The organism is Mesorhizobium sp. M0088 (assembly GCF_040322895.1).
In the GTDB taxonomy this organism is placed as follows: Bacteria; Pseudomonadota; Alphaproteobacteria; order Rhizobiales; family Rhizobiaceae; genus Mesorhizobium.
In genome coordinates this window covers 64,755-89,824 of the sequence record NZ_JAMYUI010000002.1, presented here as the reverse complement: position 1 = coordinate 89,824, position 25,070 = coordinate 64,755, and the positions used below count along the sequence as shown (strand labels likewise).

General features: G+C 62.1%; 25 protein-coding genes. 16 read left to right on the top strand and 9 right to left on the bottom strand.

What is annotated here, in order from left to right; translation table 11 throughout:
* Positions 1–26: 26 nt before the first annotated feature.
* A complete protein-coding gene (locus tag NKJ67_RS03150) occupies positions 27–2,159 on the bottom strand; it encodes a hydantoinase/oxoprolinase family protein (RefSeq protein ID WP_352580415.1) in 2,133 nt (710 codons plus the stop codon).
* Positions 2,160–2,163: 4 nt separating this feature from the next.
* Entirely contained in the window at positions 2,164–3,819 is a 1,656-nt protein-coding gene (locus tag NKJ67_RS03145) for a hydantoinase B/oxoprolinase family protein (protein ID WP_352580414.1), read from the bottom strand.
* A gap of 85 nt (positions 3,820–3,904) precedes the next feature.
* Between NKJ67_RS03145 and NKJ67_RS03140 the strand changes: the two genes are divergently transcribed.
* Positions 3,905–4,786 (top strand): LysR substrate-binding domain-containing protein, encoded by an 882-nt coding sequence (locus NKJ67_RS03140; protein WP_352580413.1) that lies wholly within the window; start codon positions 3,905–3,907, stop codon positions 4,784–4,786.
* Between the two features lie 37 nt (positions 4,787–4,823).
* On the opposite strand, the gene NKJ67_RS03135 is transcribed toward NKJ67_RS03140, so the two are convergent.
* From NKJ67_RS03135 to ehuB (NKJ67_RS03110), 6 genes are read right to left on the bottom strand one after another with little or no spacing between them, the layout of a single operon-like run.
* Complete coding sequence (locus NKJ67_RS03135; protein WP_352580412.1) at positions 4,824–6,224, bottom strand: amidase; 1,401 nt, start codon at positions 6,222–6,224, stop codon at positions 4,824–4,826.
* On the bottom strand, positions 6,211–6,426 hold the full coding sequence (locus NKJ67_RS03130) for a hypothetical protein (protein WP_352580411.1): 216 nt from the start codon (positions 6,424–6,426) through the stop codon (positions 6,211–6,213). The genes NKJ67_RS03135 and NKJ67_RS03130 overlap by 14 nt, the downstream gene beginning before the upstream one ends.
* 29 nt (positions 6,427–6,455) lie before the next feature.
* Positions 6,456–7,226 (bottom strand): ectoine/hydroxyectoine ABC transporter ATP-binding protein EhuA, encoded by a 771-nt coding sequence (ehuA, locus tag NKJ67_RS03125; protein WP_352580410.1) that lies wholly within the window; start codon positions 7,224–7,226, stop codon positions 6,456–6,458.
* Complete coding sequence (ehuD, locus tag NKJ67_RS03120) at positions 7,223–7,873, bottom strand: ectoine/hydroxyectoine ABC transporter permease subunit EhuD (RefSeq protein WP_352580632.1); 651 nt, start codon at positions 7,871–7,873, stop codon at positions 7,223–7,225. The genes ehuA and ehuD overlap by 4 nt, the downstream gene beginning before the upstream one ends.
* Positions 7,873–8,595: an ectoine/hydroxyectoine ABC transporter permease subunit EhuC gene (ehuC, locus tag NKJ67_RS03115; RefSeq protein ID WP_352580409.1), complete on the bottom strand. Its 723-nt coding sequence runs from the start codon at positions 8,593–8,595 to the stop codon at positions 7,873–7,875. Before ehuC ends, ehuD begins: the two co-directional genes overlap by 1 nt.
* Before the next feature lie 20 nt (positions 8,596–8,615).
* Positions 8,616–9,500, bottom strand: coding sequence for an ectoine/hydroxyectoine ABC transporter substrate-binding protein EhuB (gene ehuB / locus NKJ67_RS03110; RefSeq protein WP_352580408.1), 885 nt, complete (start codon positions 9,498–9,500; stop codon positions 8,616–8,618).
* Positions 9,501–9,787: 287 nt separating this feature from the next.
* Between ehuB (NKJ67_RS03110) and NKJ67_RS03105 the strand changes: the two genes are divergently transcribed.
* The 15 genes from NKJ67_RS03105 (at position 9,788) to NKJ67_RS03035 (ending at position 24,324) form a co-directional block, all read left to right on the top strand.
* A complete protein-coding gene (locus NKJ67_RS03105) occupies positions 9,788–10,939 on the top strand; it encodes a pyridoxal phosphate-dependent aminotransferase (protein ID WP_352580407.1) in 1,152 nt (383 codons plus the stop codon).
* Between the two features lie 7 nt (positions 10,940–10,946).
* A complete protein-coding gene (locus NKJ67_RS03100) occupies positions 10,947–12,074 on the top strand; it encodes a 4-oxalomesaconate tautomerase (RefSeq protein ID WP_352580406.1) in 1,128 nt (375 codons plus the stop codon).
* Entirely contained in the window at positions 12,071–12,787 is a 717-nt protein-coding gene (locus tag NKJ67_RS03095) for a PIG-L deacetylase family protein (protein WP_352580405.1), read from the top strand. The genes NKJ67_RS03100 and NKJ67_RS03095 overlap by 4 nt, the downstream gene beginning before the upstream one ends.
* The gene (locus tag NKJ67_RS03090) at positions 12,784–13,491 is read left to right on the top strand and encodes a 4-carboxy-4-hydroxy-2-oxoadipate aldolase/oxaloacetate decarboxylase (RefSeq protein WP_352580404.1); all 708 of its coding nucleotides are present in this window, start codon (positions 12,784–12,786) and stop codon (positions 13,489–13,491) included. The genes NKJ67_RS03095 and NKJ67_RS03090 overlap by 4 nt, the downstream gene beginning before the upstream one ends.
* The gene (locus NKJ67_RS03085) at positions 13,488–15,623 is read left to right on the top strand and encodes a hydantoinase/oxoprolinase family protein (protein ID WP_352580403.1); all 2,136 of its coding nucleotides are present in this window, start codon (positions 13,488–13,490) and stop codon (positions 15,621–15,623) included. Before NKJ67_RS03090 ends, NKJ67_RS03085 begins: the two co-directional genes overlap by 4 nt.
* Positions 15,620–17,170 (top strand): hydantoinase B/oxoprolinase family protein, encoded by a 1,551-nt coding sequence (locus NKJ67_RS03080; RefSeq protein ID WP_352580402.1) that lies wholly within the window; start codon positions 15,620–15,622, stop codon positions 17,168–17,170. Before NKJ67_RS03085 ends, NKJ67_RS03080 begins: the two co-directional genes overlap by 4 nt.
* The gene (locus NKJ67_RS03075; RefSeq protein ID WP_352580401.1) at positions 17,167–17,688 is read left to right on the top strand and encodes a decarboxylase; all 522 of its coding nucleotides are present in this window, start codon (positions 17,167–17,169) and stop codon (positions 17,686–17,688) included. The genes NKJ67_RS03080 and NKJ67_RS03075 overlap by 4 nt, the downstream gene beginning before the upstream one ends.
* Positions 17,685–18,296, top strand: a complete 612-nt coding sequence (locus NKJ67_RS03070) for a thiamine pyrophosphate-dependent enzyme (protein ID WP_352580400.1) — start codon at positions 17,685–17,687, stop codon at positions 18,294–18,296. Before NKJ67_RS03075 ends, NKJ67_RS03070 begins: the two co-directional genes overlap by 4 nt.
* A gap of 43 nt (positions 18,297–18,339) precedes the next feature.
* Positions 18,340–19,767 carry an aldehyde dehydrogenase family protein gene (locus tag NKJ67_RS03065; RefSeq protein ID WP_352580399.1) on the top strand — a complete coding sequence of 476 codons (1,428 nt, stop codon included), beginning with the start codon at positions 18,340–18,342 and terminating at the stop codon, positions 19,765–19,767.
* A 121-nt stretch (positions 19,768–19,888) separates the two neighbouring features.
* A complete protein-coding gene (gene ehuB / locus NKJ67_RS03060; RefSeq protein WP_352580398.1) occupies positions 19,889–20,764 on the top strand; it encodes an ectoine/hydroxyectoine ABC transporter substrate-binding protein EhuB in 876 nt (291 codons plus the stop codon).
* Positions 20,765–20,818: 54 nt separating this feature from the next.
* Complete coding sequence (locus NKJ67_RS03055; RefSeq protein ID WP_352580397.1) at positions 20,819–21,217, top strand: RidA family protein; 399 nt, start codon at positions 20,819–20,821, stop codon at positions 21,215–21,217.
* A 182-nt stretch (positions 21,218–21,399) separates the two neighbouring features.
* Positions 21,400–22,014 (top strand): DUF1989 domain-containing protein, encoded by a 615-nt coding sequence (locus NKJ67_RS03050; protein WP_352580396.1) that lies wholly within the window; start codon positions 21,400–21,402, stop codon positions 22,012–22,014.
* Positions 22,011–22,793 carry an amino acid ABC transporter ATP-binding protein gene (locus tag NKJ67_RS03045; protein WP_352580395.1) on the top strand — a complete coding sequence of 261 codons (783 nt, stop codon included), beginning with the start codon at positions 22,011–22,013 and terminating at the stop codon, positions 22,791–22,793. The genes NKJ67_RS03050 and NKJ67_RS03045 overlap by 4 nt, the downstream gene beginning before the upstream one ends.
* 57 nt (positions 22,794–22,850) lie before the next feature.
* Positions 22,851–23,495: an amino acid ABC transporter permease gene (locus NKJ67_RS03040; RefSeq protein ID WP_352580394.1), complete on the top strand. Its 645-nt coding sequence runs from the start codon at positions 22,851–22,853 to the stop codon at positions 23,493–23,495.
* 28 nt (positions 23,496–23,523) lie between these two features.
* The gene (locus tag NKJ67_RS03035; RefSeq protein WP_352580393.1) at positions 23,524–24,324 is read left to right on the top strand and encodes a transporter substrate-binding domain-containing protein; all 801 of its coding nucleotides are present in this window, start codon (positions 23,524–23,526) and stop codon (positions 24,322–24,324) included.
* A gap of 107 nt (positions 24,325–24,431) precedes the next feature.
* On the opposite strand, the gene NKJ67_RS03030 is transcribed toward NKJ67_RS03035, so the two are convergent.
* Positions 24,432–25,046 carry a glutathione S-transferase family protein gene (locus NKJ67_RS03030; protein ID WP_352580392.1) on the bottom strand — a complete coding sequence of 205 codons (615 nt, stop codon included), beginning with the start codon at positions 25,044–25,046 and terminating at the stop codon, positions 24,432–24,434.
* Positions 25,047–25,070 lie beyond the last annotated feature (24 nt).

Genomic DNA, 25,070 nt, shown 5'->3' with positions numbered 1-25,070 from the left:
CAACCACCGGATCATGGAGAGTTTTCTCAGGCAACGCGAGTTTGTGCGGCCTGTCGGCGTGACAGATCAATGATCAGATTGCTGGCGCTGTCGACGAGAACCAGCGAATCCGGCCCGATGACACAGGTCGATTCTCGCTCCTCGACCAAAGCAGGCCCGGGAAATTTACAGCCGGCCGGCAGTAGATACCGGTTGTAGATAGCACAATCCAACCAACCATGGCCTTCGAACTTGACCTTTCGGGTTCCCCGTCGCGCGTCCTCGAGCGTTGCGCCCGCCACCCCATGCCCCAGGCCAATGCTGATGTCGGTGCCCGCCGCCGAGCACGCCAGCCGCCAGTTCAACACCTCGATCGGACTGTCTTCCAGGATCCGCCCGAATTGCGCGCGATAGCTGGCGAAGAAAATGTCCCGTATCGCGCCGAGATGCTCGTCGGAAAGAACCAGCGGCGGCAAGGTCACCGGGATTTCAAACCCTTGCCCCCGGTGCCGCATTTCCGCGGTTGCCTTGAAGGTAATCTGTTCCTCGATGGCGCCGGCCTCTCGAAGCAGATTCACGCCCTCGGCTTTCATGTCGGCGTACAGCGCGTTGATCGCAGCCCAATCGACCGCGTCCAGGCGAGAGACCTTGGTGCGGACCATATCGGTCGCTGGCGGCGCGACCAGGAAGCCGAGCGCCGATGCGACACCGGCGCCCAGCGGCACCACCATCTTCTCGACCTTGAGCAGTCTTGCCAGGTTGAAGGCGTGGACCGGGCCAGCGCCGCCGAAGGCAACCAGGGTGTATTTGCGGGGATCCTTGCCTTTTTCAGCGAGGTGCATCCGCGTTGCGGCGGCCATCGTCTCGTCGACGATGCGCTGCACGCCAAGCGCTGCCTCATCCACGTCGAGACTGATGGCGGTCGAGATCTTGTCGTCGAAGGCCCTACGGACGCGGGCCACGTCAAGCTCCAGTTCACCACCGAGGAAGTATGCCGGATCGAGGCGTCCGAGCACCAGATCGGCATCGGTGACGGTCGGCTGGTCACCGCCGCGGCCATAGCAGACAGGTCCCGGCACAGATCCGGCGCTGCGCGGGCCGACTTTGAGCAATCCGGACGCTGTGTCGACGCGCGCCAGGCTGCCGCCGCCCGCGCCGATCTCGATCATGTCGACGACCGATACTTTCAACGGCAATCCCGACCCCTTCTGGAAGCGGCGGACGCGACCCGCCTCGAAGTCGAACTTATGGTCCGGCTGGCCATCCTCGATCAGGCAGATCTTGGCTGTGGTGCCGCCCATGTCAAAGGAGATGACGCGATCGAGGCCGGCGATCCTGGAGATAAATGACGCCGCCATCGCGCCGGCGGCCGGGCCGGATTCGATCAGGCGGATCGGAAAAGCCTTTGCCTCGCGCACTGTGGTGATGCCACCGCTCGACAACATGATGTGGAGGCGTCCGGCAAAACCTACTTCCACCAGTTCAGCTTCCAGTTTGTCGAGATAGCGGTGCATGAGCGGCTGCACATAGGCATTCGCGCATGTCGTGGTGGTGCGTTCGAATTCGCGGATCTCGGGCGCCACTTGCGACGACAGCGACAGCGGCAGCGACGGGTACAGCGCACGCACGATCTTGGCGGCGCGCTGTTCATGCCGGTCCGAGCGATAGGAATGCAGGAAGGAGATCGCCAGCGCTTCTGCCTTGCTGTCTTCTACCAACTGGCGCGCGGCCGTGGCAACGGCGTCTTCGTCGAGATCGACGAGGACCTCGCCTTCGGAGGTGACGCGCTCCGCAACCTCGAGCCGTCGCGCGCGCGGCACGATCACGGGCGGCATCTCAAGGAAGAGGTCGTAGAGATCGTAGCGGGTCTCACGACCGATCTCGATCGTGTCCCTGAAGCCGGACGTGGTGATGAGCCCGACTACCGCGCCGGTCCGCTCGATGATGGTGTTGGTCACCAGTGTCGTGCCATGGACGACGCTTTGAAGATCGGAGGGTTGCAGACCGGCCTCGGAGAGGATGCGCTTGATGCCGTTTATGATGGCGATCGAGGGATCCTCCGGCGTAGTCAGGAGCTTGCCCGTAAGTGCCAGTTGGCGGGATGGGTCGTAGAGAACGAGGTCTGTGAACGTTCCGCCGACATCGACGCCGATGCGCGCCAATCGCTGTGTCGAAGCCATGATCTCACTCCACCCCATAGTGCAGCTTGGCTGCTTCGCTGGATACATAGCCATCTGCGACGTCGGCCAGCACGGCGGCGCGGTCGCGGGATCGTGGATCGCCATAGCCGCCGCCGCCGGCATAAAGCAGCGTGATCCGGCGGCCCGGCTGGACGACGCTGCGCGACTTCGGATGCGGCTTGGTGCCGTCTTCAAAAGCGATCACGGACGGTGCGCCTGGTAGTCCGCCGAGAATTCCCACGGCGGGATGATTGTGCCGATCGGACAGCAACGAGAGGCGGGCGGGAGCCTCGGTGCACAGTTCGATCACGACCTCCTGGCCGAGACCGCCACGCTGTCTGCCCGCGCCACCGCTGTCGGTCCGCAACCCCTTCTTCCAGACCAGGAGTGGCGCTACGCTTTCATAGGCCTCGATGCTGCCGGCGCCGACATTGGTCGGAAACGCGGTGGTGGAAAGACCATCCTGATGCGGCCCCGCGCCCATGCCGCCGCTGGCGAACAGCACCTGCGAAAACGACGAGCCGTCCCGGTTGGCGCCGCTGAACAGCGCGCGCATGCTGGGCGCTCCGCCGCAGTCGGCGATGATCTTGTCGGGCAGCGCCGTGCTGAGCGCCTGATAAATGACGCCGGCCAGCAAATGCCCGGTCAACTGCCTGGCGCCTACGGGGGCGGGAAAGACCGGATTGAGGATCGACCTTTCCGGCGCGGACACGGTGATCGCGCGATAGGATCCCTCGTTCCTCGGCGAAAGCGGGTCGAGCGCGCATTTGATCGGATAGACCGAATAGGCGTGCGTGTAGTTGAGGACGCAGTTGATGCCGCGATTGATCTGCGACGACGTGCCGGCATAGTCGATATGCATGGTGTCGCCCGACACCGTCACGGTGCAGACGATGCGCGTCAGTTGCTCGTCAAACCCGTCGGCGTCCAGCGTGGCGCTATAGACGCCGTCGGGAACACTTTCGATCGCCTTGCGCATGGCTGCTTCCGACCGGCGCTGCAAAGTCGCGGAGAGCGCCTGGAGATCGGACAAACCCGTATCATCGAGGAACTCGACGATGCGGCGTACAGCAACGTCATTGGCCACGACCTGGGCTTCGAGATCGCCGAGGACCTGGCGCGGCACGCGTACATTGCCGAGCAGGATGTCGAGCAGCGTGCCGTTCCATTCACCGGCGCGTAGCAGATGGGCCGGCAGAATGCGGATACCCTCCTCGAACAGCTCATGGCAGTCCGCAGCCCACAGCGATCCGCCGACATCGGGCGAGTGCGAGATGCAGCCGGCAAAGCCGATCAGAGAGCCCTGGTGGAAGATCGGCGTGACAACGGTGAAGTCGGGCAGATGGCCGGTCGCCAGCCATGGGTCGTTGGTGATCACCGCGTCACCGGGCCGCCAGCTTTCCAGCGGGAACTTGTCGAGGAAGATCTTGGTTGTTTTCGGCAGGATGCAGGAGAATGAGGCGATGCCGCCAGTGTTCTCGCAGATGCTGTCGCCGTTGCGGTCCATGATCACTGTGGCATAGTCGTTGGACTCGCGCACGATCGTCGAGAACGCGGTCCTCACCAGGCTGGTCGCGGCTTCGTCGGCGATCGATATCAGCCGGCCCCAGTATATCTCGAGCGAAATCGGGTCGAAGGTTTCGGTCAGTCGATCGGCCATGGGGCTCTCCTTGAACCCGCCGAATTTGACGCTCTTTCCTGATACTGTATAATACATGATACGTTCGAATTGATATGTTTTGCATATGGAACTCCGGCACCTTCGCTACTTCATCGTTGTCGCGGAGGAACTCCATTTCCGCCGGGCCGCGGAGCGCCTCAACATCTCGCAGCCACCGCTCAGCCAGCAGATCAAACTGCTGGAGCTTGAACTGGGAGCCGCACTTTTCGAACGAACCAACAAAAAGGTCGAACTCACGCAGGCAGGACGGCTTTTCCTGCCGGAGGCGCGCGCAACGATCGAGCGCGCCAACCGCGCCGCTGATGTCGTCAGGAAATCACAGCAGGGCGAACTGGGAGAGCTGCGCATCGGGCTTTTTCCCTCGGCACCGCTGGTTCCCGAAATCTCGCAAGCGATACGTGCCTATCGCGAACAGTATACTGATGTCAGCCTCGTCTTGAACGAGTTGGAAAGCCAGCAGCAGACTTTGGTGCTGGTCAATGAAGGCGAGGACATCGCCATCGTGCGCAGCGTTGCCGCGCCGGTTCTGCCCAGGACAATCCTGTCGCGGCGCGTCGTCGAGGAGCCGCTGGTCGTCGTCATGCGGTCCGATCATCCGTTGAACCGACAAACCGGTTCTGTTTCGATGGCGGATCTGGCCGACGAGCCGTTTGTCTTCTACGGCGAGAAGATGGGCGCGGTGCTGCCGCGCATCGTCTATGATCTCTGCCACGATGCCGGTTTCGAGCCCCGCATTGGCCAGCTCGCGAATGCGAACACAACGATGATCGGCCTTGTCGCGGCAGGGCTCGGGATCGCCATCGTGCCCAATGCGCTGGCACGGCTCACACATGCCGATATCTCGGTTCATCCACTCAAACAGAAGAACGCGACGGTTTCCGTCTGGGTGCTTTGGAACGCGCGCCGGCGTTCACTGCTGATCGACGCGTTTCTCAAGCTGATCTGACTGACCTGAGCTGGCCGCGGACGAGCGTGGATTGGCCTCAACCAATCGGCGGGCGCAGCCGGTGCCAGTCGGTCACCTGCTGATAGAGATGGGCGGCCGAGAGGATGCCGGCTTCGTCGAAATGGCGGCCGACAAGCTGGAAGCTGACGGGCAGACCGTTGGTGGTGAAGCCGGCAGGAACGCTTGCCGCCGGAACGCCGAGATAGTTCAGGGCCCGGGTGAAATCCATGATGTCGGCTGCTCCCGTGCCTGACGTTCCGTCGGCGTCGGACGCGCTCAGCGGCACCGGTGACGGCATGCAAGGCAGGAGCAGGAGATCGGCTGATATGAATGCCTGTTGCGCGAAGCGCCGCGCCAGCTTGCCCCGCATCGTTAGCGCTTCGACATAGCGCGTTGCCGGCAGGTACAGTCCGGTTTCCAGGCGACTGCGGACATGGGCGGAGAAATCCAGTGGCCGCTCGATCAGGCTACGCCGATGGAACGCGGCGGCCTCGACGATGAGCACGACGCGATTGAGCTGGTTGACCGGGTCGAAATCGTCGATGTCGACGGTGGCGATCGTTGCACCCGCATCCTCGAATGCCTGAAGACTTCGCCGCAGGATCGCTAGGATCTCCGGGTCCACCTTGCTCAACCGGTGGTCCGGCAGCATCCCGATCACAGGTGCTCTGCATCTCTTTTGGAGGGCGGCTGAGTAGCCGATCCTGGGCGCCAGCGCGGTCGACGGATCGGCTGTGCCGGGGCCGGCAATGATGTCCAGCAGCAATGCACAATCCGCAGCCGTCCGCGCGACCGGACCAATGCAGTCCAGGGACGGTGCCAGCGGCGTCACGCCATCCTTCGGAACCAGCGCATAGGTCGGCTTGAGCGCGGTCACGCCGCAAGCGCCAGCCGGGACGCGGATCGATCCGCCTGTGTCGGAACCAAGCGAAGCCGGCACCAGACGCGCGGCAACGGCGGCCGCCGAGCCGCTTGATGAACCGCCGGTGACGTAGTCCCTATTCCAGGGATTCCTGCAGGCGCCGAGATGGGCGTTGTAGCCTGTCGGGCTGAGAGCAAATTCCGACATGTGGAGCGCGCCGAGGTTGATAGCGCCGCCATCGGTCACACGTTGCATCGCGGTGGCAGTGCCCGCCGCACGGTAAGTGCCTTGAATCTTCGAGCCGGCGGCAATGATGCGCCCCGCGACGTCAAAGAGATCCTTGTGCGCCATCGGCACGCCGTGCAGCCTGCCATGTACATTGCCGCGTGCAAGGTCATCATCGGCTTTGGCAGCAGCCGCCATCGCCTCATCGCGATAGATCGCGACGGTGCAATTGAGGTCGCGGCCGACTGTATCGAGTGCATCGAGACTGCGAGCCGTCGCCTCGCGCGAACTGATCTCGCCGCTTGCGATGCGTGCTGCAAGCTGCGTCAGGTCCAGGTCAGGAATTTGCATTGTCTTGCGCTATCCGTGCTGACTCGGCCAGAAGCCCGGCAAAGTCGGTGGATGACAGGCCCGGCTCCATCTCGGCATCGGCAACCGCGCGGGCCTTTTCGTTGATCAGGCGGGCAAGGGCTGCATTCTCAGGCATCGCCCAATCGGTGTCGACCAGGCCCTGCATCGCCAGGGAGGCAGCGTCGGCGGGCTCGATAGCCATGGCGTTTCTCCCGATTGTTGACTGGGCCATCATCCCTGCAGCACCGCATTGAGGAACGCGCGCGTGCGATCGCTGTCCGGGTTGGTGAAGACCTTATCGGGCTTTCCGGCCTCGACGATCCGCCCCTTCTCGAAGAACAGGACACGGTCGGCGATCTCGCGAGCAAATCCCATCTGGTGCGTCACCATGATCATGGTGAGATCATGCTCATGCGCGAGCAGCCGCAAGACATTCAGCACTTCGCCCACCAGTTCCGGATCGAGCGCGGACGTCACTTCGTCGAACAGCATGATGCGCGGACGCATGGCGAGAGCCCGGGCGATCGCTACCCGCTGCTGCTGGCCGCCCGAAAGATTGCCCGGATAGGCGTTCAGCTTGTCCTTGAGGCCGACCAGTGCAAGCAGCTCCTCGGCGCGGGCCCGGGCTTCCTGCGCTGAAAGACCGAGAACCGTGCGTAGCGGATTGACGACGTTCTTCAAAACCGACCAATGCGGGAACAGGTTGAACTGCTGGAAGACCATGCCGACCTTCGAGCGCATCTTGCGCAGGTGCGCTTCGTCGGCCGCAACGAGCTTGCCATTCCTGCGCATATGCCAAAGCGCTTCGCCGTCGATCTCGATTTCGCCGCCGCTGATGGTTTCAAGCGTCATGATGGTGCGCAGGACGGTAGACTTCCCCGATCCGCTCGGCCCGATCAGCGCAACCTTTTCGCCTTGCGCGACCTCCATGTCGAGGCCGTCGAGCACGACGAGCGAACCGAAGCTCTTGCAGACATTGGTGAGCTTGATGATAGGGCTCATCGCGCGAGCCTCCCCTGAAGTAAGCGGACACATGCGGATGCCACAAGGCTCATGGCCAGAAAGATCAGGCCGACGAGCGTCATGGGTTCGACGTAGAGAAATTTCTCAGAGGCGATGATGTTTGCCGTCTGCATCAATTCGATCACCGTGATGGAAGCGAGAATGGGCGTGTCCTTGAACATCGCGATCATGTAGTTGGCCAGTACCGGGATGATCGGCGGGATTGCCTGCGGAAGAATGATCTGCACCATCGCCGCGGACTTCCGATAGTTGAGGGCGGTCGCGGCCTCCCATTGTCCCTTGTGCACGGACTCGAGACCGGCGCGGTAGACCTCGGCGATGTAGCAGCTGTAGTGGATGCCCATGCCCGCCACGCCGGTGACGAAAGGCGACAGGGAGATGCCGAACCCAGGCAGCACGAAGAACAGGAAATAGAGCTGCACCAGAAGCGGCGTCGAGCGGATGAACTGCACGATCGCCCAGACGGGCCACCGCACCCCTGCGAACGGCGCGCGCATGCCGAGCACAAGGACGAGACCACCAACAAGCGCGGCAGCGAAAGAGACCACGGTAGCCGCGATCGTCACCAACGATGCCTCGAGCAGCAGCGGCAGGATCGAACGCGCATAGTCAAAATCGAAAGGGATCATCTCGCCCCCCGGCCCAGACGCGCATTGGTCTGGCGTTCAGCGAGGCGGAACAAGCCGGTGATGACGATGGCAATCAGGAAATACCCTGCCAGCACCACCGTGAACGGTTCGATGGTGCGCATGGTCGTCTGTTGCAGGGTGAGTGCCTGAAACGACAGATCATGGACCGTGATGAGGGAGACGAGTGCTGTTGCCTTGAGCAGTTCGATCGCCAGATTGCCGAAGGGCGGCAGCATCATCGGTATCGCCTGCGGGATGAGAATTTTCCAAAGCGCCTGCTGGCGCGAATAGTTGAGGGCGCAAGCCGCCTCGCTTTGGCCGTGAGGCACGGACTTGATCGCGCCGCGAACGATTTCCGCTCCGTAGGCGCCATTGCACAGGCCCAGAGCCAGGACTGCGGTCACGATCGGATCAAGCACGATACCGAAGAAGGGGAGCACGAAAAACATCCAGAACAGTTGCACCAGAAGTGCAACACCGCGAAAGACCTCGATATAGACGAGGGCCAGCCAGCGCAGCGGCGCGAACGGCGAAATCCGGCCGAGCCCCGCCAGGAACGCCATAGCAAAAGCCAGCAGGCTGGCGGCGATGGTTATCTTGATGGTCGTCAGTATGCCTTCGAGGAAGACCCAGCGCGCTTCGTAGATAAGGGACATCATCCAAATCCGTTCGACGTGTTGAAAGGCGAATGCGCGGGCCGTGACCCGCGCATTCGCCACCGCGGCGTTGGGAGGACGCGTTACTGAGCGCAGGCTTTCGCCGTCGTCATCCCCGGCTGGACAGCGTCGTCCTTGGTCAAAGCATACTTGTCCATCAGGGCGGCATATTCGGGGGTATCACGGAAAGCGACAAGCCGCTTGTTGAGCTCGTCCAAAAGCGCCTTGTCAGCCGGGCGGACCGCGAAGCTGGCGACGCCGTAGCGCGGCTTGCCGTCCACGACCGGCTGCTGGAAAGGGCTGGCGCGCTCGAGGCTGCTGTCGCCCAGGTTGCGCAGCTGCGTTTCCAGGACGGTCGAGACGTTGGTGTAGGCATCGGCTCGGCCGGCCTTCACCGCCGCGTACCCGCTGGCGTCGTCGGGAACGATGACGATCTGCGCGTCCTTCACACCCAGCGCCTTGGCATTGTCGCGCAAACCGGTTCCGCCGGCCGTGTTGGCGAGCTTCAGCGTCGGATCGGCAGCGATATCGCCATAGCTGTGGATTTTCTTGGGATTTCCCGCCTTGACCGCCAGCGCATCGCCAAGAACATAGAACGGCTCGCCGAAGGCCACCTGCTTGCAGCGGTCTGGCCGGATATAGATGGCCGATGTCACCAGATCGAAACGGCCTGCGATCAGCCCGGGGATCATGCCGCCGAAATTGGTAACGCCACCGTCGAAATCCTTGATCCCGAGGTCGGCGCTGATGTGTTTCAACACCTCGATGTCGAAACCGGTGAGTTCGCCATCGGGCGTGGCGTAGGCGAATGGCGTCTCATTGGCAAAGCCGATGCGAAGGCTGCCGCTTTCCTTGGCTTTCGCCAGCGTATCCTGGGCGTGGGCTCCAGCGCCCATCAAGGCCATGGCCGAGGTCAGCGACAGCGCTGCCACAAAGACACGCCCGTTGCGTGAGATATGATTCAACATTGAGATTCCCCTTTCTTGTTTGTTGTTCCCGACCAAGGCCACTGTCAACCCTCTGTTCAGCGGCTCAGCATGCAAACCAAATTGACGACAATCTTGTTGGCTTTGTCAAGCCGAGATTAGACAATTTCAATTTACCGCCATCAATATCATTGTTTTTGTTGATATTTATAGCCGATCTCCAAAACCATCCGTCAGTCGCAACCAAGAAAAATATTGGTTCAGGATTGTTGACAAGAATGACGACAGTTCTTTAGATGGGACTATCGAGGCATTACGAGGCCAATCAGATGAAACAGCAACGAGCCATCTCCCAGCGTATCGCACGCCTGCGCCCCTCGGCGACGGTGGAGATGACGGAAAAGGTGCGGGCGGCGAAGGCCTCGGGGCGGCGCATCCTCAGCTTGGCGAGCGGAGACCCGCAAATCACGACAGATCCGCGCATTATCGAGGCCGCGCACAAGGCTTTGCAGGCCGGCGACACCCATTACGGCCCCGTCCTTGGCGATCCGCGGTTGCGCAATGCGCTCGCGGCCCACGAGAAACGACGCTCCGGCGCCCAGTATGACGACGCGGATATCATCGTTACGCCCGGCGGAAAATTCGCCCTGTTGACCGCCCTGATGGGAACGGTGGAAGCGGATGATGAGGTACTGGTCCCTGAACCGGGATGGGTCAGCTACGGCCCCTGCGTCGAGATGTGCGGCGGCAAACCGATCATCTTGCCTATGCTCGATCGGATCGATCTCGCGGTGATGGAAGCGGCGATCACACCACGCACTGCGGCGGTGATTGTGAATTCGCCTGTCAATCCCACCGGCCGCGTTCTCAGCCAGGAGGAAATCGACGGCCTCGTCGACCTGGCGGATCGCCACAATCTCTGGATCATCTTCGACCAGGTCTATTCCGACCTCGTCCATACGGCGTCGTTCCCCTCGCCCCAGGCAACGGCCAAGGGACGCGCCTTCACCTTCGTTGTCGACAGCTTCTCCAAGACATTCGGAATGACGGGGTGGCGGCTTGGCCATCTGGCGGTGCCGCCCGGGCTGTCGAAGCCGGTAAGCCGCTTCATCCAGCATTCGATCTACTGCGTTCCCGGCGCGATCCAGGCAGCCGGTCTCAAGGCACTGGAAATCTACGACGAGGTCGTGCCGGGATATCGCGAGATGTTTCGCCGGCGCCAGTCCGACGCCGCCGCGCGGCTCGACGCGATCCCGGGCATAAGCTGCGTTGCACCCGATGCGTCCTTCTACCTGTTTCCCGCTGTCGACACGGATGACCGCGCGCTTGCCGCCCGCTGGCTCGACCTGCACGACGTGGCCAGCGTTCCGGGATCCGCCTTTGGTGGCGCCGGCGCGGGTCATTTGCGGCTGACGGTGACGGCGCCGGATCGCGAGATAGACGAGGCCCTCACCCGGATTGCTTCGGCCGGGATTCTGTGAGGACGTCATGAGTGCCGGTCTCGTAGAAATCCCCTCGACGCTGATGCGAGGGGGGACCTCCAAAGGTCCGTTCTTCCTCGCTTCGGATCTGCCCGCCGATATGGCGGCCCGCGATCAGGTGCTGCTCGCGGCCCTTGGCTCGCCCGACGTGCGGCAGATAGACGGCGTCGGCGGTGCCGACCCGCTGACCAGCAAGGTCGGCATCGTTTCCCGTTCGACACAGGACGGTATCGATCTGGAGTTCCTGTTCGCGCAGGTCAGCGTAGCAAAGGCTCTCGTCGACACGACACCGAATTGCGGCAACATGCTGGCCGCCGTCGTGCCCTTCGCCATCGAACAAGGGTTGATAACCGCGACGGACGAGACAACCACCGCCCGCGTTCTCACCGTCAACACCGGAACCGTGGCCGACATCACCGTGCGCACGCCGGGCCGAAGCCTGACCTATATAGGCGACGCCCGCATCGACGGCGTGCCCGGAACGCATTCGCCGATCACGATTGCCTTTCGCGACACCGCCGGGTCCGTCTGTGGCTCCTTGCTGCCAACCGGCAATGTCCTGGATGTGATTGACGGCATCGGTTGCACGCTGATCGACAACGGCATGCCGGTCGTCGTCTTGCCGGCCGACCGTTTCGGCATCACCGGCTATGAGACGCGCGACGAGTTGAACGCCAACGGGCCGCTGGTGGCGAAGCTGGAGCATGTCCGGCTGCAGGCCGGTCGCATGATGGGCTTGGGCGACGTCGCCGCCAAACCTTTTCCCAAGATGACGCTGATCTCCCCGCCACGGGCCGGCGGCGTGATCAACACCCGGACGTTCATCCCCCATGTCTGCCACGCCAGCATCGGCGTGCTGGGTGCGGTGACGGTGGCGACCGCCTGCGCGCTCAAAGGCTCGGTCGCACATGACATAGCGGTGCAACCGTCAGGTTCCCTGATGTCGATCGAGCATCCAAGCGGCGAATTCACCGTCGAACTCGATATCCGCGATACGCCGCAAGGGCCTGAGGTGATGAAGGCAGCACTGCTTAGAACCGCGCGGCGCCTGTTCGCAGGCGCCATCGCCGTCCCCTCTTCCGTATGGCCGGAAAGGGAAGAACCCATAAGAAAATCGAAGGGAGAAGCCGCATGACGGCAAAAACTGGAATCGTGGTCAGCGCTCATTCGGCGGACTTCGTCTGGCGCGCCGGCGGCGCGATCGCATTGCATGCCGAGCGCGGCTATCAGGTGCGAGTGATCTGCCTTTCGTTCGGGGAGCGCGGCGAGTCCGCCAAGCTCTGGCGCGAGAAGGGGATGACCGAAGAGGTCGTCAAGCGCGAGCGCAAGCGCGAAGCCGAAACCGCCGCCAATATCCTCGGATGCGAAGTGGTGTTCCTGGATCGCGGCGACTATCCGCTGGTTTCGGACAAGGATCTGCTTTTCACCCTGGTCGACCATTTCCGGGAATTGCAGCCGAGCTTCGTTCTCTCGCATTCGCTGGCCGATCCCTATAATTTCGACCATCCACTGGCCACCCATCTCGCCCAGGAAGCGCGCATCATCGCGCAGGCGCATGGCCACAATCCCGGCCAGCCAGTGCTCGGCGCGCCCCCCGTCTATTTGTTCGAACCGCACCAGCCCGAACAATGCGAATGGAGGCCGGAGGTCTTTCTCGACATCGGTCCGGTATGGGACAAGAAGCGCAAGGCTTTCGAATGCATGGCCGCGCAGGAACATCTCTGGGAATACTACACAAGGGCCGCGCTTCAGCGCGGCAATCAGGCGGCCCGGAACACCGGTCGCAAGGTGGTCTACGGCGAAGCTTATCAGCGCGTGTTTCCCGATCTCATGGAGCAGTTCGGATGAAGCCCGTCGCCATCAGGAACATCCTGCGCGCCGATCCGGACGTGATCGCGCGCCTGGGCGCCGCCGGCGTCTCGACCGCGCACGAGGCTCAAGGCCGTGACGGCCTGGCCAAGCCTTACCTGCGGCCCGTCTGGCAAGGCGGGCTAGCCTATGGCAGCGCTGTGACGGTGCTTGGGCGGCCGGGCGACAACTGGATGATCCATGTCGCGGTCGAGCTTTGCCAGCCCGGCGACGTGTTGGTTGTCGCGATGAGTTCCGACAATTCGGACGGGATGTTTGGCGAGTTGCTGGCGACGTCGCTGCAGGCACGCGGCGTGCGCGGCCTGATCATCGATGCCGGTTGCCGGGACGTCGCCGCGCTCAAGGAATTGAACTTCCCGGTCTGGAGCAAGGCAATCAGCGCGCAGGGAACGGTCAAGGCTTCGCTGGGCGCCGTCAACGTGCCGATCGTCGTCGCCGGCGTGGCCGTCAATCCAGGTGACGTGATCGTCGCCGATGATGACGGTGTGGTCGTGGTGCCGCGCCAGGATGCCGGCTTGGTCGCACAGAAATGCGATGAGCGCCTCGCCAAGGAAGCGGCTGTGCGCAAACGCCTCGGCGCGGGTGAACTCGGCCTCGACATCTATGGGATGCGCGATGCCCTGGCGAAGCAGGGCCTGGTCTATATCGATCATACCGAAGAACTGAAGGCAGACGGGCCGTGACGGACATCATCTTGAAACGCCCGTCTCCGTACCGGATGGCCGTCGATATTGGCGGTACCTTCACCGACGGCATCACCGAGGACGTCGCGCGCGGCAGGATCTGGGTCGGCAAATGCCTGACGACGCCGGAAGATCCCGGCATCGGCGTGTCTGACGTCATCGATCAGATGCTGCTGCAGATGAAGAGCGCCGACAGCGCCATCTCACCGGCAAGCGTCCGCGACATCGTGCATGCCACGACGCTGGTCACCAACACGCTGATCGAGCGGCGGGGCGCCCGTGTCGCGCTGATCCTGACGGCCGGCACACGCGACTTGCTCGAGATCGCCCGCGAGGTCCGCTATGATCTCTATGATCTCGATCTCGAATTGCCGGCCCCTCTCGTTGCGCTCGATGATTGTTTCGAACTGCAAGGTCGCATAGACGCTGACGGCAGCGAATTCAGGGCTATCGACCCCGATGAACTGAATGAGCTGCTTGGCCTCATTTCGGCTGGCGGCTACGAGGCCGTGGCGGTCTGCCTGCTTCATGCCTATGCCAATGACCGCCACGAAAAAATGGTCGAGGCCGCGCTGACGCAGCACCTGCCACGGATGCGGGTGAGCCTTTCCAGCCGGGTCGCTCCGCTGCCCCGCGAATATGAGCGTGCTTCGACGGTGGCCGCCAACGCATACGTGCAACCGCTTGTCGCTGATTATTTGAACATGCTGCGCGGCGAGGTCGGCAGGAAGGGCATAGACTGCAGTCTCAGCGTCATGCTGTCCAGCGGTGGCTTCACCAGCGCGGAAGCCGCGGCACGGTCACCGATCCAGTTGCTGGAGTCCGGGCCGGCTGCCGGTGTGCTGAGCGCCAACAATGCCGGCGGCAGCATTGGCGAGACGCAGTTGCTGGCTTTCGACATGGGCGGCACCACCGCCAAGGCCTGCGTCATCGCCGATGGCGAACCGGGCATCATCCACAGCTTCGAGACGGCACGCGTCAAACGCTTCAAGAAGGGCAGCGGCCTGCCGATCCTGGTGCCCAGCATCGACCTTATAGAAATTGGCGCCGGCGGCGGCAGCATCGCAGCCACAAGCGCGCTCGGCACGCTCGCCATCGGCCCTCGCAGCGCTGGCTCGGTGCCCGGACCTGTCTGCTACGGCCGCGGCGGCATCGAGCCGACCGTGACCGATGCCGACCTGATCCTTGGCTATCTCGATCCGCTGCGCTTCCTGGGCGGCGAGATGAAACTGGACCTCGCGGCCACGCAAGAAGCCCTGGCCGGACTGGGCAAAGGTCTCGGCATGTCGGCGATGGAAACAGCCTGGGGCATTTGCAGTATCGTCAACGAGAACATGGCCAATGCCGCGCGCGTCCATATCGCCGAACGCGGTTTCGATCCGCGGCGCTTCGCGCTGGTCGCAACCGGCGGCGCCGGCCCGGTCCACGCTGTCGACGTCGCGCGACGCTTGCGCATTTCGCGCATTCTGTGCCCGATGGCGGCTGGTGCTGGATCCTGCATCGGATTGCTGGCGGCGGCGCCGCGCGCGGAGCGCAACCTGCCGCGAAGGGTTCATCTGTCGAATGTCGGTTGGAACGATGTTGGCCAGCAGCTCGACTTGCTGCACCGGGACGCGGCCACCGAGCTTTCCTCGGCCGGGGCCGACACGGCCAATGTCGAATGGTCGCTTGTCCTCGACATGCGCTATGAAGGACAGGGGCACAATGTCGACGTCACCCTCCCCTACGAGACGATCGACGCCGGCCTTGCCGACACCGTCCGCGCCCTGTTCGACAAGCGCTATCGTCATCTCTTCGGCGGCCTGGTGCCGGATGGACGGCTCGAAATCGTCAACTGGCGGCTGATTGGAAGCTCACCGTCAACGCTCAAGCAGTTCACCTGGGCCGACGGGCGTTCCGAGCAGATGACCGACCGGCCGAGGGGACGCCGGGAAGTATTCCTGCCGCTCGAAAACAATGTCGGGGTCGTCGATATCTATGACCGCTATAGCCTGCCGGTCGGCACCAGGATTCGCGGCCCCTTGATCCTCGAGGAGCGCGAATCGACGTTTGTTGTGCCCTTTCCCTCCGACGTGCTTGTCCATCCCGACCTGACCATCGACGTGCGGCTCGACGACGAGGTGGTGCGATGACCGGCCGTATCAATCCCGTCACGCTCGAAATCGCATGGGCTCGCCTGGTCAGCATCGTCGACGAGGCCGCCGCCACCTTCATCCGCACATCATTCTCGACGCTGGCACGAGAAGCCAATGATTTCGCCGTGGTGCTGACCGATGTCGCCGGCCGTTCCATCGCCCAGTCGTCGATGAGCGTTCCCTCTTTCATCGGCACGCTGCCGGCCAGCGTCAGGCACTTCATCGAGCGGTTTTCCATCGCGGGTATTTCGGATGGCGATGTCTTCATCACCAACGACCCCTGGAAGGGTACCGGCCACGTCCATGATGTGACGGTCGCCACGCCGATCTTCATGGCCGGAAGATTGATCGCGTTTGCCGCCATCACCAGCCATATGCCCGACATAGGGGGCCGCCTGCGCAGTGCGGGTGTGCGGGAAATCTATGAAGAGGGCCTGCAGATCCCCTTGCTCAAGCTGGTCGAGGCGGGACGCACCAACGAGGCCGTCGTTGCCTTCATCAAGACCAATGTCCGGGTACCGGATGCGACGATGGGCGATATCTGGAGCGAAGTCGCGGCCTGCCGCAAGGTCGCGGAACGGTTGGTGGAAGTGCTCCGCGAAGTCGGGCTCGATCTGGACGATATCAGCGCCGAGGTGCGCACGCGATCGGAGCAGGCAATGCGCGGCGCAATCGCGGCCTTGCCGGACGGGCACCATGCCTACAGCCTGCTTCATGACGGGTTCGAGGACCGGGTGCGCATCGAGGCCATGGTGGCCATCGAGGGCGACCGCATCCATGTCGACTATACCGGCACCTCGGAGCAACTGCCGCGCGCGGTGAACGTGGTGCCGATCTACACATTCGCTTACACCGCCTATGCGGTGAAAGCCTTGCTTTCTCCCGACATCCCCAACAATGAAGGCAGTTTCCAGCCGGTCACCACCTGGGCTCCGGAAGGCACGATCCTCAATCCGCGCTTCCCTGCCCCGGGCGGCGCGCGCAATATGATCGGGCATCTGCTGCCGGCTGCCGTGATGGGGGCGCTGGCTCCGGTGCTACCGGACCGCGTCTGGGCGCCAGGCGCTTCGAACTCGTCCGTCACCATCGCCGGCGAACACAACCGGCATCGCTATGCCGGCATGTTCTTCTTCAATGGCGGCCAGGGCGCCTCCTCGCGGCGTGCCGGCATGCCGACGTTGAGCTTCCCATCCAACCTCGCCAACACACCGATCGAGGTCATCGAACAGACGGTGCCGGTGCGCATCCTTCACCGTCGCCGCAGGTCCGACAGCGGCGGCGCCGGCTTTCGGCGCGGCGGCAATGGTCTCGACGTGGCGTTCGAGTTCATCGGCGACGCGCCGGCGACATGCTCCGTCATCCTGACGCGCTGGCGTGTCCCGCCGCCTGGATTGAACGGTGGCGAGGCCGGCGCCATCGCGCGGCTGAGCGTGAACGGAGAGATGCGCGATCCGTCGGACCATCTGCTGCTGCACAAGGGCGACAGGATCACGATCGAGACAGCCGGCGGTGGCGGTCTCGGGGTTCAGGAGAATGTGCAATGAGCCGCTGGTATGACATCATTGTCGAGGTGCTGAAGCGAAACGAAATCCGCCTCGTCACCTATGTTCCAGACAAGGTGCTGACGCCGCTCATCAAAGCCGTCGAAGTCGACGATTATTTCACGGTACTGGCGCCTACCCGCGAAGAAGAGGCCGTAGGCATCGTCTGTGGCAGCTGGATGGGTGGCTTGCGCGGTATCGTGCTCATGCAGACCAGCGGCTTTGCCACGCTCGGCAATGTGCTGGCCTCGCTGGCCGTTCCCTACCAGATCCCGCTGCTGATGATCGTTTCCGAACGGGGCACGCTGGGCGAGTTCAATCAGGGGCAAGCGCTGGTCTGCAGGACGATGCGGCCGCTGCTGACCTCGCTCGGCATCGAGACGCACACGCTGAGCCGGTCCGATGAACTCGATTTCACCGCCGACCGCACCATCAGCCAGGCCATCGCGACACAGGCGCCGGCGGCGCTGATCCTTTCGCCCCTGCTGACACACGCCCAACGACAGGAACTGCAGCAATGAGCGCCAGACAGACCCCAGGCGAGACGGTGCAAGGCGCGTTGCTCAACCGCTTCGATCTGACCTCCAGGTTGCTGTCGAGGTTGACGCATGATGAAGCTGTCATCGGCGGCATCGGCAACACCAACTTCGACCTGTGGGCAGCCGGGCGGCGGCCGCAGAATTTCTACATGCTGGGCAGTATGGGGCTTGCCTTCCCGATCGCGCTTGGCGTCGCGCTGGCGCAGCCACGGCGGCGCGTGGTCGCGATCGAAGGCGACGGGTCGCTGCTGATGCAGCTTGGCTGCCTTGCCACCATTGCGGAGCGGCGCCCACCGAACCTCACTCTGTTGGTGATGGACAACGCTTCCTACCAGATCACCGGGTCGCAACCGACCGCGACGCATTACGGCGCCGACCTTGTGGCCATCGCGCGGGGTTGTGGGCTGGCCGACAGCGCCTGGGCAGCGGACACGGACGCCTATGAAGACCTGCTGGAAACGGCGCTCGGCAGCGATCGCCCGCATATGATCGCGGCACGGATCGACAAGTCTCCGGGACAGGGATCGACCGATCGCGACCCATCCTGGATCCGCGACAGTTTCATGCGCGGCCTCGGTACGCGGCAGTAGCCATTTCAGCGCCCAGGCGCTCTTCCAGACCAAGCAGGCTCTCATGTTCGAAGCAAGAGAATTACTTCCCTTCATCGGCGGCGATTTCCACGGGGGTGGAAGCACCTTCGAGGTTCACGACAAATATCTCGGCACCGTGCTGGCGCAAGTCCAGACGTCGAATACCTCGAATGTCGATCTGGCTTTGTCGCTCGCGCAGCGCACGCTGCGCGCCGGTGTGCCGTTGCCATCGCGGCGTTTCGAGATTCTCGCAAATGCTGCTCGGCTGCTTCGCGAACGAAAGGTTCATTTTGCCGAAACACTGACTGCCGAGGCTGGCTTCACCCAGGCTGACGCAACGGGCGAAGTGGATCGCGCGGTGACAACGCTCAGCCTCTGCGCCGAGGAAGCCCGCAACATCATTGGTGAGACGGTTTCGTTTGGTGCCACTGCCGGACAGGAAAGCCGTGTCGGCTTCACCATCCGCACGGCAATCGGCATTGTCTGCGCCATCACGCCATTCAATTCGCCGTTGAACGTCGTGCTGCACAAGATCGGCCCGGCGCTGGCTGCCGGCAATGCGGTGGTGCTGAAGCCGTCGGGCCACACGCCGATCACCGCGGTGATGATCGCGCAGCTCCTGGTCGAGGCGGGATTGCCACCCGGCCTCGTCTCGGTGCTGCATGACCTGCAAGGCGAAGCGGCACGCCTGTTGCTCGCCGACCAACGCATCGGCTTCTACACCTTCACGGGGAGCACGCAGGTTGGACGGCTGATACAGAGTGCCGCCGGTCTGCGGCGCACACAGCTCGAGCTCGGCAGCATCGCCAGCACGATCCTGTGCGCCGATGCGGAGATCGGCACGGCGATCCCCAAAATCGCCAATGCCGCGTATCGCAAGGCGGGCCAGGTCTGCACTTCGGTGCAGCGCCTGTATGTCCAGAGATCCCGCCATGACGAGGTGCTCGACGCGATGGTCCAAACCGCGGCGTCGATGCAGGCAGGCGATCCACGCGACCCGGCAACGCGTGTCGGTCCGCTGATTTCGCGGCCTGCCGCCGAGCGTGTCGACGCTATTGTCAAGGAAGCGGTCCTGGCCGGCGCCGCCGTCGGCTGTGGCGCCACACGCAATGGTTCTGTCTATGCGCCGACAATCCTGACAGGCGTTGTCAAAGGCACCCGCGTCCTCGATGAGGAGATTTTCGGACCGGTCCTGTCGATCATTCCGTTCGATGATCTCGACGAAGCGGTCGATGCCGCCAACGCAACGCCGTTCGGCCTCTCCGTCGGCATCTTCAGCAGGGATGTGATGTCCGCTTTGTCAGCCGCAGCCAAGCTGAGGTTTGGCTCGGTTCACATCAACGAGACGTCCAGCGCACGGGCGGACGGCATGCCGTTTGGTGGCGTCAAGGACAGCGGCTTCGGGCGCGAGGGGCCGAAATATGCCACTCGCGAATATACCGAAGAGCGGCTTGTCACCCTCAATCCCTAAGCTCTGACGCCAATGGTCGACATCGATCCTCTTGACATAGCCAACATAATTGTTGACAATAATATTGGCTGGATTGTCACCTAAGAACAATTGGCCAGGGCTTAACAATGGGAGATTGAGGATGTTGAGAATACGGTTTTGCCGAAAGGCGGTTCTCGCGGGCGTTACGGCAGCCTTCATGATCGGCGGCGCTTCGGCTCAGGCTGAAACGACACTCGATAAAATCAGATCGCAAGGCGTTATCCGCATCGCTTTCACCAATGAGGCGCCCTTTGCCTACGCGCAACCCAATGGCGAATTGACCGGAGTCGTCATCGAGGTGCTTCACCATGTTTTCGATGATATGGGCGTGAAGGATTTCGACGGCGGCCTCACCACTTTCGGCGGCCTCATTCCCGGCTTGAAGGCCGGACGTTTCGATCTCGTCACATCGTCTATCTACATCAAGCCGGACCGGTGCAAGCAGGTGGCTTTTGTCGAGCCGCTTTATGTTCTGGGCGACGGGATCGCGGTGAAGACAGGCAACCCGCGCAAGATCCACAGCTATGCCGATGTGGCCGCCGATTCAGCGATCAAGCTCGCCTATACCGTGGGCGGCACAGGCATTACCGACAACGCCAAGGCGATGGGCGTGAAGGCCGAACAGCTTGTCGCCGTGCCTGATGACCACAGCGGCTATGCCGCAGTGCAGGCAGGACGGGTCGACGGCTTCGCCAATCCGGCGGTCATCCTCGAAACCGAACTTCGCGCATTGAAGGATCCGAACGTCGAACGCGCATCGCCCTTCGAGCAACCCGTTGAAAACGGCAAGCCACGCTATGGTTTTGCAAGCTTTGCGGTGCGGCTGGAAGACCAGGATCTGCTCTCGGAACTCAACAAGAGGCTGACGACATTTCGCACCACGCCGGAGTTCACCGCGATCATGAACAAGTATGGCTTCACCAAGGACGACATGGTTCCGCCTGGGGTGACCACAGCGAAGATTTGCGCCGGCTGACCAGATCAGGCCGACGAACGTCTTTCACGCAATGGATTCTCAGCGAGCAACACGATGTCCGGCCTGAAAGCCATTTCCCCAACCAGCCTTGCCGCGCCCCTTCGGCGCTACAGCACCGCCATCGAAGTGCCGGCGGGCGCACGCTATCTTTTCGTCTCTGGACAGGTCGGCCTCGATCAGGACGGCAATGTACCGGAGAGCGCTGAAGCGCAAGCGGAAATCTGCTTTGAGAAAATCCGTGTCATCCTGGCCGAAGCCGGCATGAACTTCGCCGACATCGTGCGCCTTAGCGCCTTTGTAACCGACCGCGAATATCGCGAGGACTATATGCGGGTTCGCGACAAATATGTCAGCGACCCGCCGCCGACATCGACCTTGTTCGTCATAACCGGCTTCTCGCGGCCGCTGCTCAAGATGGAGATCGAGTGTGTCGCCGCGAAAGTCGATGCCTGAGTTCCGGCGCGCGATCGAAGTGGCAGAGCAGGGATAGTCACGACAGTTTGGAGACAATATTGTCAACAATATTGTTGAAAAAATAGCAACACTTGTTATGATTACAACGGCCGTCAGCGGGCACATTCCAAAGGCCTGCAAAGGTAACCGTCTGAAGATTTCGCTCATCGGGAGAATGCGTTTTGACAACCCTCGGACTTGTTCCCGCAAAGCAGGGAAAGGCGGTTTTCCTCCGCAAGGGCGAAACCATCGAGATCATCAACACCCATGGCAACCAGGTTCTGGATACCTGGGCGTACAACGCACATGACGTCACCGAACATATGTCGATGGAGCACACGCGTTCCGTCAACAGCACCATCTATGCCAATGCCGGCGACCTGTTCTCCAGCAACCGCCGGCGGCCGATGCTGCGGTTCAGGAAAGACACATCTCCGGGCAAGCACGACACGCTTCTGTGTGCCTGTAACAAGGAACTGTACACGGAACTTGGCTGCAAGGAGTACCATCGCAACTGCGAGGACAATCTGCGCGAGGCGCTGAAGGAATTCTACCTCACGCCACCGTCGACACCGTCGCCGTTCAACCTGTTCATGAACGTCATCACAGGGGTCGATGGCGAGATCCTGAGAAGTCCACCCGCGGCCAAGGCCGGCGACAGCGTCGAGCTGGTTGCCGAAATGGATGTGCTGATGGTGTTTTCGAGCTGTCCACAAGACATCAAGCCGGTGAACGGCCCGGCCTGTACGCCAAGCGACATGCATTACCGCGTGCTGCCGCCAGGCACGCCGACATGACCCCGCTGCTGCAGATACGCGACCTTCGAAAGGCCTATGGTCCGCTGGAAGTCCTGCACGGCATATCGCTGGATGTCGCGGCCGGCGAGGTCGTGGCGATCATTGGCGCCAGCGGCTCGGGCAAGAGCACCTTTCTGCGCTGCCTGAACCTGCTTGAAATTCCAACCAGCGGCGAATTCATCTTTGACGGGACGAGCATCGACTACAGGCAGGACGGCATTGACTGGGGTCGCGAGAAGCGCCTGCGGTGGCTTCGCTCCCAGATCGGCATCGTCTTCCAGAGCTTCAATCTGTGGCCGCACAAGACAGTGCTCGAAAACATCATCGAGGCGCCGATCACCGTCAAGAAGACGCCGCGCAAGCAGGCCATCGAAGAGGCCGAAGACCTTCTGCAGCGGATCGGGCTCGCGCAAAAGCGGAACGAATATCCGTCCCGGCTGTCCGGGGGCCAGCAGCAAAGGGTTGCCATTGTCCGTTCGCTGGCGATGAAGCCGAAACTCATGCTGTTCGATGAGGTGACCTCGTCTCTCGATCCGCAACTGGTCGGCGAGGTTCTCGGTCTGATGGCGAGCCTTGCCAGGGAAGGCATGACGATGCTTGCCGTCACCCACGAAATCGCCTTCGCGCGATCGGTGAGCACGCGCACCATCTTCGTCGATGGCGGCCTGATCGCGGAACAAGGGCCATCGGAGACGGTGCTGAACAATCCGCAACTGCCACGCACAAGACAGTTTCTCAACCGTGCGCTCAGCGAACCACATGCCGCGACCGTGATCTGATCGAGAGGCCTAAGCCTCACACACAGCGGCGTCCAATGCCTCCGGAGATCGAAGCCGATGACCTCCCTGCTCGAATACCTGCCCGGTTTTGTCTACGCTTCCTGGCTGACCATAGAGATCACCGTCCTGGTGATATTGGTGAGCTGGATCTCCGGCCTCGTGGCCGCGTTCGGCAAACGGTCGCGCTGGTTACTGCTGCGCGTGCCAAGCCAATTCTACGTCTGGTCGGTGCGTGGCACGCCGGCGCTGGTCCAGGTTTTTGTCATCTATTTCGGCCTGCCTCAGCTGGGCATCAGGATGTCGCCGCTCGTTGCCGGCGTGATCACGCTTGGCCTGAACAGCGGCGCCTATGTCGCCGAGATCATCCGCGGCGGCCTGATGGCGATCCCGAAAGGCCAATATGAGTCGCCTATCGCGCTCGGGCTCAGTCATTTCCAGTCCATGCGGCGCATTATTCTTCCGCAGGTTTCGCGCATTATTTTGCCCTCACTCACAAACGAAGCGATCGCAACCCTGAAGAACACGTCTCTCCTTTCATCAATTACCGTCGTTGAACTTACGTTTCATGCACAGATAGTTATCGCTCGTACATTTCAGCCATTTCATTTCTACATCATGGCGGCCGTATTCTACTTGGCCATGACCACAGTTCTAACGCAGCTCTCCGCATTTCTGGAGAAACGAAACGCCACCAACAGCTAGACATCACACAAGAAAAGGCAGGGAACTCATGAGCATTTTCAACCGACTGAAGACGTGTATCGTCGTATTGCCACTTCTGTTTGCCGGTCATGTCGACATGACATTCGCCGGCGGTCAATTGGAGCTGGTCAAGCCCGGCGAGCTCTCCGTGGCCACCGAGGGCACCTACCCGCCCTACAGCATGCAAAACGACAAGGGCGAACTCGACGGGATCGACGTGCGGCTGATGCGTGAGGTCGCACACCGCCTCGGGCTCGAATACAAGCCGGTGTTGCTGAAATTCGATTCCCTTCTGATTGGGCTCGAGGCCGATCAGTTCGACGTCATCGGATCGCCGCTCGACATGACGGACCAGAGACGGGAGAAGGTCACATTCTCCGACGCCTGGATCGAGTCGGGCTCGAGCCTCGTAGTCCAGCAGGACTCGCCGGTAAAATCCTCGGCCGAAATTGCAGGGAAGACCATCGGCGTGCTGGCCGCCTCGACCTGGGCCGACCAGGGCGCGCAGCTCAAGGGTGAGGTCAAGACCTACAAATCCGTCACCGACGCCTTGCAGGATCTGGTCAACGGCAACATCGACGCGGTGGTCAATGACCGCATTTCGACCGGCTACAGCATCAAGAAGTCAGGCCTGCCGCTTCGCATCATCGAGCCGCCGCTCACCCAGGCGCAAAAGGCCTGGTCGATCAAGAAGGGCAAGCCGGAGCTGGTGAAGGCCATCAACAAGGCGATCGCCGAGATCATCACCGACGGCACCTACGAAAAGCTGACATCCGACTACATCAACTTCAACGCGGCGCCCAAAGATCCGATCCGAAGCAATCTCTGAGCAGGCATTGGTCATGTCTTTGAGAGATCGGGGCGGCGAGCAATCGCCCTTCTTCGATCGTCAAGGCGCATTTCGTGTCAATGCCAGCACTCCCTCGCGGCCTTCGACTACGGCGTCGGAAGCGCGGTCTTTTCCATTGACGGCCGCATCGCGAAACGAGCGTGAAATGCGGACAGGGCTGGCCTCTGATCACGCCATGCCCAATGGCCAAAGCGATAGTCAAGATAGCTGAGGACCACGGCCACGGTGATCGAACCGACGGTTGTCTCGGCCAGTTCATCCGCCCAGTTGCGCTCCAGCGCGTCCAAAGCCGTCTCGACCCGCAGTTGGAGACGGTCCAGCCAGGCCGGCCAATGCAGCGCCTTCGGGCGCTGCGCGATCTCGTTGCGATAGGACACCGACGCGTCGGCAATGCCCTGGCCGATGGCCTGCAAGGTAAGTACGCGAAAACGTGCCTGCCCCTCTCCCGGCATCAGCGCGCGGTTGCCGGAGGCCTGGCAGATGTAGTCAACGATGACACGGGAATCGTGAAGCACCTGACCGTCATCCGTCACCAGAACCGGAATCTGTGCGATCGGCGACAACTTGCCCAGATCCTCGTTGGCTGTCGCTATTCTGACATCGGTTTCGACCAGATCGAGCCTGTCGCCGAGGCCGACTTCGTATCCCGTGACCAGGCATACGCGGACATAGGGAGACACGATGTCGCCAAGGATTTTCATGTGATCTCCTGTGCGCAACGGCCG

Excerpts from the sequence above, each read along its gene's own strand:
- NKJ67_RS03150 (WP_352580415.1), bottom strand. The coding sequence starts at position 2,159 with ATGGCTTCGACACAGCGATTGGCGCGCATCGGCGTCGATGTCGGCGGA.
- NKJ67_RS03145 (WP_352580414.1), bottom strand. The coding sequence starts at position 3,819 with ATGGCCGATCGACTGACCGAAACCTTCGACCCGATTTCGCTCGAGATA.
- NKJ67_RS03140 (WP_352580413.1), top strand. The coding sequence starts at position 3,905 with ATGGAACTCCGGCACCTTCGCTACTTCATCGTTGTCGCGGAGGAACTC.
- NKJ67_RS03135 (WP_352580412.1), bottom strand. The coding sequence starts at position 6,224 with ATGCAAATTCCTGACCTGGACCTGACGCAGCTTGCAGCACGCATCGCA.
- NKJ67_RS03130 (WP_352580411.1), bottom strand. The coding sequence starts at position 6,426 with ATGGCTATCGAGCCCGCCGACGCTGCCTCCCTGGCGATGCAGGGCCTG.
- ehuA (WP_352580410.1), bottom strand. The coding sequence starts at position 7,226 with ATGAGCCCTATCATCAAGCTCACCAATGTCTGCAAGAGCTTCGGTTCG.
- ehuB (WP_352580408.1), bottom strand. The coding sequence starts at position 9,500 with ATGTTGAATCATATCTCACGCAACGGGCGTGTCTTTGTGGCAGCGCTG.
- NKJ67_RS03105 (WP_352580407.1), top strand. The coding sequence starts at position 9,788 with ATGAAACAGCAACGAGCCATCTCCCAGCGTATCGCACGCCTGCGCCCC.
- NKJ67_RS03100 (WP_352580406.1), top strand. The coding sequence starts at position 10,947 with ATGAGTGCCGGTCTCGTAGAAATCCCCTCGACGCTGATGCGAGGGGGG.
- NKJ67_RS03095 (WP_352580405.1), top strand. The coding sequence starts at position 12,071 with ATGACGGCAAAAACTGGAATCGTGGTCAGCGCTCATTCGGCGGACTTC.
- NKJ67_RS03090 (WP_352580404.1), top strand. The coding sequence starts at position 12,784 with ATGAAGCCCGTCGCCATCAGGAACATCCTGCGCGCCGATCCGGACGTG.
- NKJ67_RS03080 (WP_352580402.1), top strand. The coding sequence starts at position 15,620 with ATGACCGGCCGTATCAATCCCGTCACGCTCGAAATCGCATGGGCTCGC.
- NKJ67_RS03075 (WP_352580401.1), top strand. The coding sequence starts at position 17,167 with ATGAGCCGCTGGTATGACATCATTGTCGAGGTGCTGAAGCGAAACGAA.
- NKJ67_RS03070 (WP_352580400.1), top strand. The coding sequence starts at position 17,685 with ATGAGCGCCAGACAGACCCCAGGCGAGACGGTGCAAGGCGCGTTGCTC.
- NKJ67_RS03065 (WP_352580399.1), top strand. The coding sequence starts at position 18,340 with ATGTTCGAAGCAAGAGAATTACTTCCCTTCATCGGCGGCGATTTCCAC.
- ehuB (WP_352580398.1), top strand. The coding sequence starts at position 19,889 with ATGTTGAGAATACGGTTTTGCCGAAAGGCGGTTCTCGCGGGCGTTACG.
- NKJ67_RS03055 (WP_352580397.1), top strand. The coding sequence starts at position 20,819 with ATGTCCGGCCTGAAAGCCATTTCCCCAACCAGCCTTGCCGCGCCCCTT.
- NKJ67_RS03045 (WP_352580395.1), top strand. The coding sequence starts at position 22,011 with ATGACCCCGCTGCTGCAGATACGCGACCTTCGAAAGGCCTATGGTCCG.
- NKJ67_RS03040 (WP_352580394.1), top strand. The coding sequence starts at position 22,851 with ATGACCTCCCTGCTCGAATACCTGCCCGGTTTTGTCTACGCTTCCTGG.
- NKJ67_RS03035 (WP_352580393.1), top strand. The coding sequence starts at position 23,524 with ATGAGCATTTTCAACCGACTGAAGACGTGTATCGTCGTATTGCCACTT.
- NKJ67_RS03030 (WP_352580392.1), bottom strand. The coding sequence starts at position 25,046 with ATGAAAATCCTTGGCGACATCGTGTCTCCCTATGTCCGCGTATGCCTG.